General features: G+C 58.4%; 9 protein-coding genes. 7 read left to right on the top strand and 2 right to left on the bottom strand.

The window, feature by feature from the left end:
- The first annotated feature begins 81 nt into the window (after positions 1–81).
- The 7 genes from TSACC_RS00100 to TSACC_RS00070 all read left to right on the top strand — a co-directional run bounded on the left by TSACC_RS00100 (position 82) and on the right by TSACC_RS00070 (position 12,389).
- Positions 82–2,043: a glycoside hydrolase family 5 protein gene (locus tag TSACC_RS00100; RefSeq protein WP_075077370.1), complete on the top strand. Its 1,962-nt coding sequence runs from the start codon at positions 82–84 to the stop codon at positions 2,041–2,043.
- Positions 2,044–2,072: 29 nt separating this feature from the next.
- On the top strand, positions 2,073–3,464 hold the full coding sequence (locus TSACC_RS00095) for an MFS transporter (protein ID WP_075077369.1): 1,392 nt from the start codon (positions 2,073–2,075) through the stop codon (positions 3,462–3,464).
- A gap of 350 nt (positions 3,465–3,814) precedes the next feature.
- Positions 3,815–5,701, top strand: coding sequence for a beta strand repeat-containing protein (locus TSACC_RS00090; RefSeq protein ID WP_075077368.1), 1,887 nt, complete (start codon positions 3,815–3,817; stop codon positions 5,699–5,701).
- Positions 5,702–6,118: 417 nt separating this feature from the next.
- On the top strand, positions 6,119–8,254 hold the full coding sequence (locus TSACC_RS00085; protein ID WP_075077367.1) for a GH92 family glycosyl hydrolase: 2,136 nt from the start codon (positions 6,119–6,121) through the stop codon (positions 8,252–8,254).
- A 134-nt stretch (positions 8,255–8,388) separates the two neighbouring features.
- The gene (locus TSACC_RS00080) at positions 8,389–9,966 is read left to right on the top strand and encodes a putative Ig domain-containing protein (RefSeq protein ID WP_101927803.1); all 1,578 of its coding nucleotides are present in this window, start codon (positions 8,389–8,391) and stop codon (positions 9,964–9,966) included.
- Between the two features lie 145 nt (positions 9,967–10,111).
- The gene (locus TSACC_RS00075) at positions 10,112–11,515 is read left to right on the top strand and encodes a sugar MFS transporter (protein WP_075077366.1); all 1,404 of its coding nucleotides are present in this window, start codon (positions 10,112–10,114) and stop codon (positions 11,513–11,515) included.
- 409 nt (positions 11,516–11,924) lie between these two features.
- On the top strand, positions 11,925–12,389 hold the full coding sequence (locus TSACC_RS00070) for a sigma factor-like helix-turn-helix DNA-binding protein (RefSeq protein ID WP_169809483.1): 465 nt from the start codon (positions 11,925–11,927) through the stop codon (positions 12,387–12,389).
- Positions 12,390–12,796: 407 nt separating this feature from the next.
- Here TSACC_RS00070 and epsC read toward each other — a convergent pair whose 3' ends face one another.
- Both epsC and TSACC_RS00060 read right to left on the bottom strand, forming a co-directional pair.
- A complete protein-coding gene (epsC, locus tag TSACC_RS00065; RefSeq protein WP_084400067.1) occupies positions 12,797–13,765 on the bottom strand; it encodes a serine O-acetyltransferase EpsC in 969 nt (322 codons plus the stop codon).
- Positions 13,741–14,280 carry a rhodanese-like domain-containing protein gene (locus TSACC_RS00060; RefSeq protein ID WP_075077364.1) on the bottom strand — a complete coding sequence of 180 codons (540 nt, stop codon included), beginning with the start codon at positions 14,278–14,280 and terminating at the stop codon, positions 13,741–13,743. Before TSACC_RS00060 ends, epsC begins: the two co-directional genes overlap by 25 nt.
- Positions 14,281–14,417 lie beyond the last annotated feature (137 nt).

The raw sequence follows: 14,417 nt of genomic DNA, 5'->3' as shown, positions 1-14,417 counted from the left end.
GCTTTGAGCAATGCCGATGGGTCTCTCGTGCCTGGGCGATACGGTTCTCTCAAAGACTAAACTCTTCCAATATTTGACTTCATGAAGTTTCCCCGCCTCACCCAACTTGTTTTTGCCGCGGTTTGTTTATCATCGCTCCAGGCTGTCGGGCAGACCGCCGCTCCCGGGGTGGCGTCCGATGAGAGAGTTCTTTTCGAGAAGGGGCGCTTCACGATGAACTCGAAGATGAAGGGCGGCGAGGTCAGGACAGACCCGGCCACGCGGGCCATCAGTGTGACTTTCACCCAGCCGGATGGCGGGATGTCGGCCCGGTGCATGCTCGGTCCCCTGCGGCTCGACCCGCTTCCCTATCTCAGCGATCCCGCTCTGTTTGTGGATATCGTCTTCCGGCCTGTCGCCGGGCAGTCGGCGCCCGACGGCTTCTATGTCGTGCTTCAGACCCTGAGCATGTACGTGAAGCCGGAAACCCAGAAAACCGTGAGGTCGCAGACCGTTCCCGCTTCGGCAGCGGAAAGTCTCGAAGATGGCTGGAAGCGTATTCGCCTCCCGTTCCATAAAATGACCGTGCTGAATGCCAAGGACTCTCCGACTGCGGAGTGGACGAAGCGCATCAGGAGCGAGGATGGGACGCCGGATATTACCTCCGAGGATCTTCTGGAGCGCTTCCAGATTTTCGGCACCTCCAAAGGAGCGTTCGAATTAGGAAAAGTCTCCCTGGTGCGCATGCGGAACGTCTCGGTGGAAATTCGCAACGCAGAATCTGACAACACGATCAAACTCGAGATTCAGGGAAAGACCGCAGCACCTGATGCGGTGGTCGATCTGAAGATCACCGACGCTTCCGGTAAGGCGGAGACTCGGCAGGTCCATGCGGTAAATGGTGCGTACAGCTATGTGTGGGAAAATCCTCCTGTGGCGCCGGGTAAGTCGAGCACTCTGCAAGCCCTGGTTAATGGAGGCGGATCGATCCAGGACCAGTCCATTCCCCGGGAGGTCTTTGGTTTTCTCAAGGACACCAGCCATGTCTGGCTGTCCGTCAAGGGGCGGGATATCGTCACGTCGCCACTTAGCAAAGGAGGTGTGCGGCCCTTTTACCCCGTCGGTGCAGGATATGGGAAAAATGTCCTCCTGAGAGGATACGACGAGGAGGTGGCGGCCTATGCGCAATCCATGGGCCTGAATACCTTGCGTCTGGCCTTCTACACCTTGAACTTCAATGGAGCGCCTGACAAGCCGCTGACCTTTGAGGACATCACGGCATTCATTGATCCCGTGCTCACTGCGGCCAAACGCCATCAGCTCTATGTCATCCTCGATGATCACAATTACTTCAAAAACGAGATCAATGAGGAAACCGCCCGAGGCGAGCAGAAATCCGACGGATGGACCGAGGAGAAGTTTCAGAGATGGGTGCAGCGCTGGGTCGAGGTGGCGGAGCACTACAAAGACGAACCCTACATCCTCGCCTACGAGCTATGCAACGAACCCGTGTGCAGCCCGGAGACCGCGCAGAAATGGTATCGCAAGTGCATCGAGGCCATTCGCAAGGTCGACCAGAAGCACATCGTCATGGTGGGTTCGCACCACTGGAGTCATGCGAGGGCGCTGGAGGCGACCTGGCGCGATGTCGCCAACAAGATCGACGAGCCGTACAACAACGCCGTCTTTTCCTTTCACGATTACCCTCAGGATGACGCCCCCTGGAAGGTGCAGCAGCACCTGCGGGACTTTCAGGCCAAATACAATGTGCCCGTCATGTGTACGGAGTTTGGCGGCGGCGGCAAGCCCGAGCGGGTTCACCGGGAGACGCAGGCCGGCATGCTCGCCCTGTTTGCCTTCGATCGCATCGGCTGGATGACCTGGGCCATCTATTACGACCGCACGCGGGCCTCGGGATTCCCGACCCTCGCGGTGAAAAATCCCGATGGCAAGACGTGGGACGCCAAAATGGAAAATCCCGGCTACTACATTCCCTATGTCGAGCTCTGGGCTCCCACCGCCCGGATCATGGGCAGCGCCTTTCCCGAGGCGGCGGGGAACTGAAGGATCGCGGCGGGTACGAGTCGATACCGATGCAAGCTCCTCCGTCCACCGTTCCGCCCGCACCCGCTGACGGCCTGTATCGAGCCGGGACTTTGGTCTACTCAAAGAACGGGCTGCTCGTTCTGTCGCTCTGGCTGCTCTGGGGGGATTTTGCCTTCCAGTTCTTTGAGGCGATCTTTGCGCGGTTCATGCCGATCTTCCTCAAGGAGCTCAATGCCTCAAATACCCTGATCGGCATCATGACCGGCAGCTTTGCGGGATTGGTCAATGTCCTTTTCCTCCCGGTCATCAGCCGCTGGTGTGACAACCTGCGCACGCCGGTCGGCCGTCGTATCCCGCTCCTTTATGTGTTTGCCCCTCTCACCGTCGCGGCGTTGATCGGCGTCGGTTTTGCGCCCGATCTCGGGCGGCTGCTCCACTCGAGTCTGCACCATATGCTGCCCTCCACCCTCACGCCGGAAAACCTGACGCTGGGCCTCCTGTGCGTGCTGGTGGTGGGATTTCACTTCTTCAACATGGTGCTCGTGAATGGCTATAACTGGCTGATCCGCGACGTCGTGCCGTTGAGTGTGATGTCGCGTTTTCTGGCGTGGTTCAGTATGGTGACCGCAATCAGCGGAACCCTATTTCTCTGGTTTGTCTTTCCGCACCTGCTGGAGAATCGACAGACGATTTTTCTGACCGTCGGCATCTTTTACCTCATCGCTTTCTTTCTGATGTGTCGCAAGGTCCGGGAGGGAGAGTACCCGCCGCCGGTCCGGCAGGAGGATGCGCCGGGACTCGGGCGGACCTTTGTCCTCTACTTCCGCGAGTGTCTCCAGCTCCGGATCTATCGCTGCTTCTTCATCGCCTGCCTTTTGATGATCGCTGCCACGGCCTGTGCGAACAACTTCATCACACTGTTTGCCCGGGAGAGCCTCGGGTTCGATATGGGACAGCTCGGCCACTTGTTTGCCTGGACCTCCGGCATATCCTTGGTCTTTTTCTATCCTATCGGCTGGCTCTGCGACCGCTTTTCGCCCATGCATGTGGCGGTGTCTGCGATGGCGCTTATCGTGGTCGCAAATCTCTCAGCTTTTTTCTTCGTTGGCGGCTGGATGAGCTTTTTCATCTTCTCTGTGACCTCGGCGATGCCGATGGTCGCCTGGGGCCTCTGCCAGAGAGCGAGTGCGATGAAACTCTTTCCTTCGGAGAAGTTCGGGCAGTTTTCCAGCGGTCTGAATGTCTTCGGCTGCGGCGCGCTGATCGTGGGAAATCTCCTCATGGGCCTGCTCATGGATTTTCTCCACAGCAATTACCGCGTCGCGTTTCTCTGGACCGTGTTGATTGCGCTTTGCGCCATCCCTCCCATGCTCATCGTCCTGCGCGAATGGCACCGCCATGGCGGCAAGGATGGCTATGTGCCTCCCATGCCTGCCTAGGCGCGCCGGATTCTGAAAAACCGCTGCATCCCGGATTTTTGCAACTCTTGTTTGCCAACTCTGAGGCGCTGAAAATCAGAATCCCGGGTGTTGTTTAAAGGCGCTGTTCCGGCGGTTAATATTCCTCGTCCGGGAAGAAGGCGGCATCATCGTCACCTTGGCAACGGAGGGTTCAAGCCCCGGTTTCGGCCAGGAATCGCGGGCTCGGTCCCTCGGTGGCTCCGGTGTCAATGAGCCCCGATTTTGAGGGTTTTCGGCAATTTTGCGCGTGGTGCAACGGGGTGCGCTCAAAAGGGTTTGAGATCAGGGGGACGAGATAGGAAATCTCATCACCGATTCAAAGTACTCCCATGAAAACCACCGTCTTTCCCTACAAACTATTAGCCGCGGTTTCCACGCTGCTCTTGCCCGCTACTGTACCGCTGTATGCAGATCTCTACACGGCTGGAAGCGGGAACTGGAGCCTCGGAACGAACTGGAACACCGGGACTGCTCCTAATGGCGTCGGCGCGGTCGCTTCTCGAAATGGAGGAGCCTCAGTTACGATCACACAGGATTTGTCCTCTGTGACCCTGGGAACGCTTTCCCTCACGGGTTCGACAAGTACGGTACTGACTGTGTCATTGTCACAACTTAGCGGCACCCCTCCCGTCCCATACGATTGGCGCTTCGATCAGGATGGTTCCGGCGCAGGAGTGGCCACGATCGAAAACGCATCGACTGCGGCTGGAAGCCGAATCGTACTTCAAAATGCTGGAGGTGCCATGTTTTTGGATGACGATCTCGTGATCAAGCAATCCAATGCCAATAGCACAGCTAGTGCTTCTGGTGATAGCTATGCCATTCAGATCAACCAAAGGCTCGTTGGTACGAAGAGCATAACGGTGAATAACGCTCTTAATGATCTCAACTACGGAATGGTTGCCTTTCAAGGTGGCACCACCGGCAAGGGAAGCTATACGGGTGCCATTACTCTGGCCTCCGGAGCCCTGACTTGGACCTCGACGACTGCCTTCGGCAGTGCGAGTGGGATTACGCTGGGAAGCACAGGTGGTGGAAGTGTCTCGTTTGTGACATCACGGACCGTGGCGAGCGTGGGACAGGCTATCACGGTTGCTTCCGGCACAGGCGGAACGACGGTTCTTGGCTCGACTCTGACGACAGGTACCCAGAATTTCGGGGGAGCGATTACATTGAATCAGGATCTCACGGTTGTTAGCCAGATGACGACGGCGGACACCGCTGGGGTTGTTCTCGGCGGGGTTGTCTCCGGCTCGGGAAATCTTCAGATTAATGGAAACGTAAAATATTCCGGAGTGAGCACCGATACCGCCGGTATCGTGAAACTCACCGGCAACAATACGTTCACCGGACAGACTCGCGTCTACAAAGGCTCCCTGCTGCTCGGTGCTGCCTCGGGAACGAACTCGCTCGCTCTCCAGAATAGCACGCTGAATCTCGCCTCCGGCGATACGGGCACCGTGGGATTCGGCGTAACCAGCGCCACCACGATCACCTCGGCCACCGTGGGCGGCCTCTCCGGTACTCGCGATCTGAGCCTTCAGAATATCGCCACCAGTTCCGCGGCAGTCGCTCTGAGTGTGGGCAATAACAATAGCGACACGACCTATGATGGCGCGCTGACTGGATCGGGATCGCTGACCAAGATCGGCACCGGCACTCTCACGCTCGGCGGCCATAGCACCTATACGGGCGCGACCACCATTTCATCCGGTACCTTGTTGCTGGCTTCGGGAGGGAACATCGCGAGCAGCAGCAGCGTCAAGGTAAACGGTGCGAGCGCCAGGCTGGCAGGTTCCGGCCTGGCCTCGAACATCACCCTCACGGCGGGCTCGATCAGCCCCGGCAATGGCGGCATCGGCACGCTGTCGGCAGCGTCCCTGGCATGGAATGGCGGCGCGAGCATGGTGTTCAACCTGAGCGCGACGGATAACACCTCCGACCTTCTGGCGCTGACCGGCGCACTGACCAAGGTGGGCAGCGGTGCGTACACCTTCGACTTCTCGGGGGGCTTTTCCTATGGCCAGACTTATACGCTGATCACGTTCGGCTCCAGCTCGGGCTTCAGCGCAAGCGACTTCTCGACCACCGGTCAGGAAGGCACGTTCAACCTGACGGGTTCGTCGCTGACCTTCACCGCCGTCCCGGAACCGGCCACCTGGACACTCGTGGCGGCTGGCCTCTGCTGCACGATCTTCCTGCGCCGCCGCAGCTAGGCTAAGGCATCAGACTGGCAGACCTTACGGCCCCGGTGGCATTCAGCCCCGGGGCCGTTCTTTTTTTGATAGGCCCGCCATGGAATCCCGCAAAGTCAGCGGCATAAACGCTACCTGCGAGCAACGAGGTGCATGATGAATCGGTTTTCTCCCGCGACGGGGTGACTATGATGTGCGGCACCCCAGAGAGCTAAGTGAGCCTCATTCTGGAAATGAAAAGTGCTCAATCGCTGTCCGCGCGGTGCCTGCCAGCATCTCTCCCGTGACCAGGATGGGATCACCGATTCGCAACCACGAGCGGCCTCTCCGGGCTGGAGCATCGGATGTGCTTATAAATGATATTTCAGAGACAGGGATTGTGATATGATCGAGAAAATGCCTCCCACACGATATTGCCGCCGGATTTTCGGGGCTTGTATGTACGCGTTTGCCTCACAGGCCGCATTGGCTGCACCTCTCGGGGACGGAGGGGGAGCTGACGTCGCTCCGGTCGACCTGGTCGATCCCACGATCGGCACGGGAGTTGGTTCCTGCATGCCCGGCCCCTGTCTGCCGCACGCCTCGATCTATCCGAGTCCGGATACTCTGGCGCCGAAGCCGAGCGGCTATAACAGAAAGGAGCACATCGTCGGGTTTTCCCAATTGCATACCCAGGGCACCGGCGGCATCGCCTCGTATGGACAATTCCTCCTTTCGCCGCAGATCGGTTTGCAGGTCAGGGAGGCCGATCATGCTTCCGCCAAGGAAGGGGAGGTGGCAAAAGCCTATCGCTATGATGTCCGGCTCTCCAGGTACGGCATCGACTGTGCGGTCGTCCCGTCCTATCACAGCGCCCTGTACAAGTTCACCTTCCCGGCGTCGGAGGACGCAAATATCCTCCTCGATGTCGCTCGCAAAGTCGGCGGCGGCACGGCCCTGCGCAATGGCTCCATCGTCATCGATCCGGAAAAGGCCACGATGAGCGGAGGAGGGGACTTTGACGGAAACTGGGTGCCGGGGTTGCACAAGATTTACTTCCATGCCCAGTTCAGCCGGAAGCCCGCTCGCAGCGGGGTGACCGTGGGCGACGCGATCAAGGCAGGCGTGTCTCAGGCCTCCAGCGATGGCAAGCCATTGGGAGGCTATTTCGGATTCCAGACAACGAAGGACGAGTCAATATCCGTCCGGATCGCGGTCTCCTTCAAGTCGGTGGATCAGGCGCGGAAGTGGCTGGAGGAGGAGATTCCCTCCTGGGAGATGAAGCCGCTGGATGATCAGGCCCGGGCAGCATGGGTGGAGAAGCTCGGCGCGATCGAGGTGCAGGGGGCATCGAGCGCGGAGCAGCGGAAATTCTACACCGCATTGTGGCATTCCTTTGTGCAGCCCCGCGATCGTACCGGCGATCATTGGGACACCAGCGAGCCGTATTGGGACGATCACTACACGCTGTGGGATAGCTGGAAGACGCTCTTCCCCCTGCTCAATATCATTGACCCTCAGACATCCCGCGGGGTCGTTAATTCCTTCATAGCGCGTCATAAACATAATACGGATGGCTATGTCGCTCCGGCCTTCGTGGCCGGGGTGGAGTATCGCACCGGGCAGGGCGGCGACGAGGTGGATAACGTCATCGCGGATGCTTTTGTCAAAAAGGTGCCGGGTGTCGACTGGCAGGCCGCGTATGCCCTGCTGAAACACCATGCCGATGTGAGCGGTCGCATGGAGTCCTATCGCCGTCTGGGCTATGTCCCCGAGGGTGAGACGGCGCCGTACTGCCACCGGATGAAATCGGGTTCCGGCACCCTGGGGTTCGCCATCAACGACTTCAGCGTTTCCGAGGTGGCGGCGGGTCTGGGTGAAACGGCCGACGCCGAGCGGTATCGGAAGCGGGCGGAGAATTGGAAGAACGTCTGGGACCAGAAGGCCGGGGACACCGGCTATACGGGGTTCCCACGCAGCCGCAAGAGCGATAGCGAGTTTACCGCCGCAGGGTTGAGGAAAAACTACAACGTGGATTTCTACGAAGCCACGAGCTGGGAGATGGCCTACGCGCCGACGTTTGCCATGGATGAGTTGATCTCTACGATGGGCGGCAGGGAAAAATTCGTCGAGCGCCTGGAGTTTGCCTTCAGGTCGGGCCTGATCGACTTCAGCAATGAGCCCTCCTTCATGACGCCCTGGCTCTTCGCCGCGGCGGGACGCCCGGATCTTTCGTCGTACTGGGCCGATGTATTCAAGAAGCGGTACAAGGCCGATGAACTCCCGGGCGACGATGACCAGGGGGCGATGAGCTCGATGTATCTCTTTCTGGTTTCCGGATTCTTTCCCATAGCCGGGCAGGATATCTATTATTTACATGGCCCGAGCGTGCCAAAGACCACCTGGCGGCTACCCGATGGAAAGAAGCTCGTGATCTCGGCGGAAAACGTCGGGCCCAGGAATATCTACATTCAAAGTGCGTCTCTGAACGGAACCCCTCTGCGGTCCGCCCGGATCAGACACAGTGATATCGCGAAGGGAGGACGCCTGGATTTTGTCATGGGAGATTCCCCCGGCAAATGGGGGCAGGAGTGAGCAGTTCATCGTCCTCATCGTCAATGACGCCACGACTGGACGAGTCAGTACGCAACGCGGTGCATTGATTTGAGATTGGCCCAAACCTGAAGGTCGTTCAGTTTTTTCCCAACCCCCTCTCGTATTACTTTCCCGTGAAATTCCGCATCCTTGTCACGATTGCCCTGGTTTCCTTAAGCTATGGCCTCCTCCATGGACAAACCCCCGCTTCATCGAAGGCGCTCATCTTAACCCCTCCCGTTTCGGATAAGCCGAGGATCAACGGGCCGAAGATCTTCGGAGTGCGTCCCGGCTCGCCGTTTCTCTACGCCATTCCCGCCACCGGAAAGCGACCGATCACCTTCTCCGCTGATGGGCTGCCGGATGGGGTGAAGCTGGACCCGGCGACGGGATTGATCTCCGGAAAGCTGACGCAGCCCGGCGAAGTGAAGGTCGTTCTGCGCGCCAGCAACGATCTCGGCTCGGTCGAGAAACCATTTCGCATCGTCGTGGGTGACAGGATTGCGCTGACCCCGCCGATGGGATGGAATAGCTGGAACTGCTGGGGCGGTGAGGTGAGCCAGGAAAAGGTGCTGAGTTCCGCACGGGCCATGGTCGCCAAGGGGCTGCGTGATCACGGCTGGACCTACATCAATATCGACGACGGCTGGCAGGGTGTACGCGGAGGGCCTCATAACGCCATCCAGCCCAACTCGAAATTTCCCGACATGAAGGCGCTCGGGGATGAAATTCACAAGATGGGGCTCAAGTTTGGCATCTACTCCACACCCTGGATCATTAGCTATGAAGGCCACATCGGCGGGTATTCGGATAACCCGGATGGCACTTACGATTGGGTGAAGGAAGGCGATCACAATGAGTTTTACCGCATTTCCAGAGACCCGGCGCAGTACGACGGAAGGCGGAAAGCCATTCGAAAGCACGGCGCATATTCCTTCGTGGATAAAGACGTGGCTCAATGGGCGGAGTGGGGGATCGACTATCTGAAATACGACTGGGTGCCCAACGATATCCCGCATGTGAAGGAGATGTCGGATGCGTTGCGCCGGAGCGGGCGCGACATCTTTTACAGTCTTTCCAATAACGCACCCTATGGGAGTGCGCCGGAACTAGCGCATTACGCCAAAGCCTGGCGCACGACGGTCGATATCCAGGACAACTGGGAGAGCCTCGTGAAGATCGGCTTTTCGCAGGACCGCTGGGCGGGGTACGCCGGCCCCGGGCACTGGAATGACCCGGACATGCTGGTGGTGGGTCACGTAGGCTGGGGGCCAAAGCTGCATCTGACCAAGCTCACTCCCGACGAACAGTACACCGAGGTCTCGCTCTGGTGCCTGCTTTCCGCGCCCCTCTTGATCGGATGCGATCTCGCGCAGGCGGACGATTTTACCCTCGGTCTGCTTACGAACGATGAGGTCCTCGACATCAATCAGGACCCCCTCGGGCGTCAAGCCGTGCAGATTCGCAACGAAGGTGACCGGGTGGTTTACGCAAAGCCGCTCGAGGATGGCTCCGTGGCGGTGGGCCTCTTTAATCTCGGCAAAGAGGAGCAGCCCGTAGCCGTGCAGTTTGTGGATATTCCGCTGCCCCAGGGAAAGCTGCTTGTCCGCGATCTCTGGCGTCAAAAGGACCTCGGTGTCTTTGAAGGGAAATTCGAAACCTCCGTCGCCTCGCATGGGGTCGTCCTGTTAAGACTCATCCCGCAGAAATAATTTCCCGCCCCGCGATATTCATACCCTCTTTTCGCGACTGTCCGCTTGTCGGCGAGGCTCCGCCTCCTGGAATTCAACCGGGACGTTTCCCCCGGCGAGATTCCCCGGGCCAGCGGCGGGGCGGCGGCGTTTCCAAGATAAATGTATGGCAATTCCTCTCGTAAATCCCTCCTCGGATAAGGCGGCAGAGCGTCCCTTCCTCGTCGGCCCGTTTGCGGTCATGACGACACTGTTTTTCATGTGGGGGTTCATGACCGTATGGAATGATCTTCTTATCCCCCGCTTTAAGGAGGCCTTTGAGCTTTCCTATTTTCAGGCGATGCTGGTGCAGTTTGCCTTTTTCGGGGCGTACACCGTCGGGTCGCTGGCCTATTATGTCATTTCTGTAGCGTTTGGAGATCCGATCAACCGCATAGGATACAAATGCGGCGTGATCGTGGGCCTTTTACTCGCGGCGCTGGGGAGCGCTCTTTTCTACCCGGCGGCGTCGCTGCGATCCTACCCGTTCTTCCTTTTCGCCCTCTTTATCGTCGGGCTGGGCTTCGCGCTTCTGCAGATCGCGGCAAATCCCTATGTGGCCATCCTCGGTCCGGAAAGAACGGCTTCCAGCAGGCTGAATCTGTCGCAGGGCGTGAATTCCTTCGGAACGACCATTGGTCCGATCATCGGCGGATGGTTGATATTTAATGTATTCACTCATCCGAATCAGCATGGCGCGGAATCCACCAGGATCCCGTATCTCTGCTTTTCGGCAGTCTTTGTGCTGCTGGCGATTTTCTTCAAGTGCGCCAGATTGCCGGAGTTCAAAAGCACGGACACGATCTCGCGCGGCCTCGGAGCGCTGAAGGTGCCCCACACCGTGCTCGGGATGCTGGCGATCTTCATGTACGTCGGTGGCGAGGTGGCGGTGGGCAGCGCGATCGTCAACTTCCTCGGCACACCCGGGCTGGGCGGCATCTCCAGCGAGGCGGCGACCCGCTTTCTCGCATTCTACTGGGGCGGGCTGATGATCGGGCGGTTCATGGGGGCGGCCGCTCTGAGCGAGCTCAGCAGCCGGACGAGGCAGATCCTCATGGTTAGCGTCCCGCTCCTGGCGTTGAGCGTGGTTGCCCTGGCCGCGGGGATCGCAGTTGCCCTGCATTTTTGCATTTTTCTCCTCGGGCTCCTTTGCGCATTTTTGATCTCCGCCAGGAACGCCCGGCGGATGCTGGCCCTTTTCGCCATCGTGATTATCGGGCTGTTGGTCGTCGCGATGCTGGGATCGGGAGAGTTGGCAAAATGGTGCGTCCTTTCGGTCGGCCTGTTTTGTTCCATCATGTGGTCAAACATCTTCTCTCTCGCGATCGAGGGCCTTGGCGCCCTGAAAAGCCAGGCTTCGTCGCTCCTGATCATGGGAATATCGGGAGGAGCGATACTGCCTCCCCTGCAGGGGGCCATGGCGGATCATGTGGGGATTCAATATTCCTTCATCGTGCCAGCGCTGGCCTTTGCATACGTCGCCTTTTATGGCTTCTACGGGTGCAGGATTGGACGCAATCAGGTGGCATAGTAAGATAATTCCGTGCGGCTCGCTCGGCGGTCTGGGCCTGAATGCGGTCTCGTATCAGAGTGTGACTCGCAGGCCCGATGGCTAAAAGAAACTTACCCGGTGCATCCGGGTAGGTGAGTTTCTTCGCTGAGACTGCTGAATTTTTCTCCGGACGGATTCTCGGACAAATCGGCGGCTTTCGCCGCGCGTTTCGCCTGCGGGAAAGAATCGGGTCTGGTGTGAAAACTATATCATCATACCAAAATCTGGCTGAAGCCTGGCTTGCAGCTTCAAGAACGGGGGAATGGGGGAATGGGGGAACTCGGAGTCGTTCGCTGCATTGCTTTTTGAAGTATGCGAGGCCTCGCTTCCGCCGATACATGGGCTGCTTGCGGGGATGGAAAGAGATGTAGCTCCGGAGGCTTGCCTGATGTTGCTCGGCAAGTTTCTCATGAGAAACAAACGTTTGAAAGCCGCCACCGCAGAAGGCAATATCGAGGCGATCGCAGGGCATCTCAGGGTCTCGGCGAGAATCTGCATTGGCTATGCCACTCGCCGACTCGCTCGGGAGAGATGCAGAGAAGTTGCGATACTTTGCCCGGATGTTGATGCTAGCGATATCGGATCAACCGAGCATTTCTGGTCGCGTGCGAACCAATTTTCTTTTGAAGAGAGCTGCGCCATCGCGTTGGCTGCACTTGATCTCGGGGTGCGAAAGCGGCTGATCACGGCGAAAAGCGAAATAATCGCGACACTCGTTCTGAAGGAGGGGCTGACTCACCGGAAAATTGCAGAGAAGCTTGGCATTTCCCCAGGCGCTGTATCTCAGCAGCTCTCCCGAGTTTCTGCTCGGCTAAGCATCCTAAAAGATGCCGTGGAAGTGGTTGTCCGGTGAGTGACCCTGGGCCAGCCGTGATGGATCAGTAATTACTTCGTTTGTTCCGGAAGAGGCGGAATAAGGGGATTGCTACGCCATATGGAGACCGGCATTCTGGCCTGATCCCAAACGCGAAATAATTTAGAACTGAAGTTGAGCGATTTTTAATGACGGGTTTTCTTGTTGAGGGTGTATCGCTTTCTTAAAGGAAAAAATCAGATCTCTAAGCGCAGCTTCGACCTCCTAGTCATCTATGATGCCTTCAACGCTGGAACAAGAATGCGCGGTATTAGTTATGCAGTGCTGGCACGGGTTCCGCGATGATCGATGTCTTTCCTTGGCGTTAATGACGTCGTTCATCTTGAGGGACACGAACTCGCTGAAGATGAGGATTCTCGTAGTCAAGGAGCCTGCGGAAGGCTCCCTCAGATTGACCACTCAAGCGCATGCGGAATGCGGCGGGCGAGTTTATCGAGGATGCTTAGCTGCTTTTCCTCGTAGATGACGAGGGAGTTGGCGGGGACGCTTTGCAGCAGGAAGACGTTGGCTCCGATGGTGGAGTTGGCTCCAATGACGGTTTCGCCTCCGAGGATGGTGGAGTTGGGGTAGATCGTGACGTTGTCGTGAACGTCGGGGTGGCGTTTGCCGCCCTTTATGATGTGTCCTTCGCCGTCCTTGGCGAAGCTCCGCGCGCCGAGGGTTACTCCGTGGTAGAGCTTGACGTGATTGCCAATGGTGCAGGTCTCGCCAATGACCACGCCGGTTCCGTGGTCGATGAAAAAGTGAGAGCCGATCGAGGCGCCAGGGTGGATGTCGATGCCGGTGCGGCCATGGGCCCATTCCGTCATCAGCCGGGGGACGAGTGGTACGCGAGCCTTGAAAAGCAGATGGGCCAGGCGCTGGATCGCGATGGCCTCGATGCCGGGGAAGGAGAGGAGGATTTCTTCCCGGCTGAGGGCGGAGGGATCGCCTTCGTAAGCGGACTCGATGTCTGTCCGCAAGAGTTCTCTCACCTCGGGGATGGCCTTGAAGAAACCTTCGATGATGGCCGGTGTGCGGCCCGTGGGCTTCTTGGGGTTGCCGACGCGAACGCCCTTGCGTACCTGATCCTCCAGGCGGTGCACCACACGATGCACGCGCTCATTGGTGAGATCGAGGAGGGAGCTGTTGTGCACGGCATCCTCGTCGTGAAAGCCGGGGAAGAGGAGTTGCAGCAGGTCCTCGCAGACGAGCGCGACCGCGCGCTTTGACGGCATGTTGTGCGCGTCGCGGTTATTCAGACCGCCTACGTTTTCATAAGACGCCAGCAACGCTGGTACCACGGGGTGAAAGGGCAGGGTGGGAGCGGAGCCGAGATCGGCCTCCTGTCTCAGGAATGGTGTACTCGGTTCCATGGAAGTCGGGAAAGGAGCTGGGCTGGCCAGCGAGGAGCGGTCAATGCAAACGTAATCAGGGCGGCGGCGATGGCGAAATCTACAGCAAGAAACGCCGGGCTGATCGCCAGGCCAGCGGCGGTGAACCCCGCGAGTGCGAGGCCGATGGCGACCTTGGCTTGCCGATCAAATGACCATGGAGCGCGCTCGGATGCCTCCACCGGGTAGCCAGCGTTTTTCCAGGCGAGATAGCCGCCTTTCATGCTTCGGTGGTTGGTGAAGCCGCGAAGGGCCATAAAGATGCGAGCCTGCTCGCTACGGGCTCCGTTTTGGCAATAAAGGATGATCGGCGTCTCGCGCTTCCACTGCTGGGAAACCTGGCGAAGTTCGCTGAGTGGAATGATCTGGGCCGATGGGATGCGACCTGCGGCATATTCGGCAGGTTCCCGCACGTCCACTACGAGCGGGTTTTCGGTCTGGATCTGGTCGTGGACCTCCCTCGGTGAAAGCACGGCGGTCGGTAGAACTGTGCTCATTTGATGAATAACTATCAAAGTGGTCGTGTTTATTCCAGCATTAAGTTCCATCAGGCTTGTCGTGGTTTCCGGCGGGAGGACAGCGGGGTTTAATGCCCTTGACATGACCGTGCCATTTTGCAGGATACGCAATCGTC

This window comes from Terrimicrobium sacchariphilum (assembly GCF_001613545.1).
In the GTDB taxonomy this organism is placed as follows: Bacteria; Verrucomicrobiota; Verrucomicrobiia; order Chthoniobacterales; family Terrimicrobiaceae; genus Terrimicrobium; species Terrimicrobium sacchariphilum.
The sequence above is the reverse complement of the archived record's forward strand: the minus strand, read 5'-3'. Positions and strand labels throughout refer to the sequence as shown.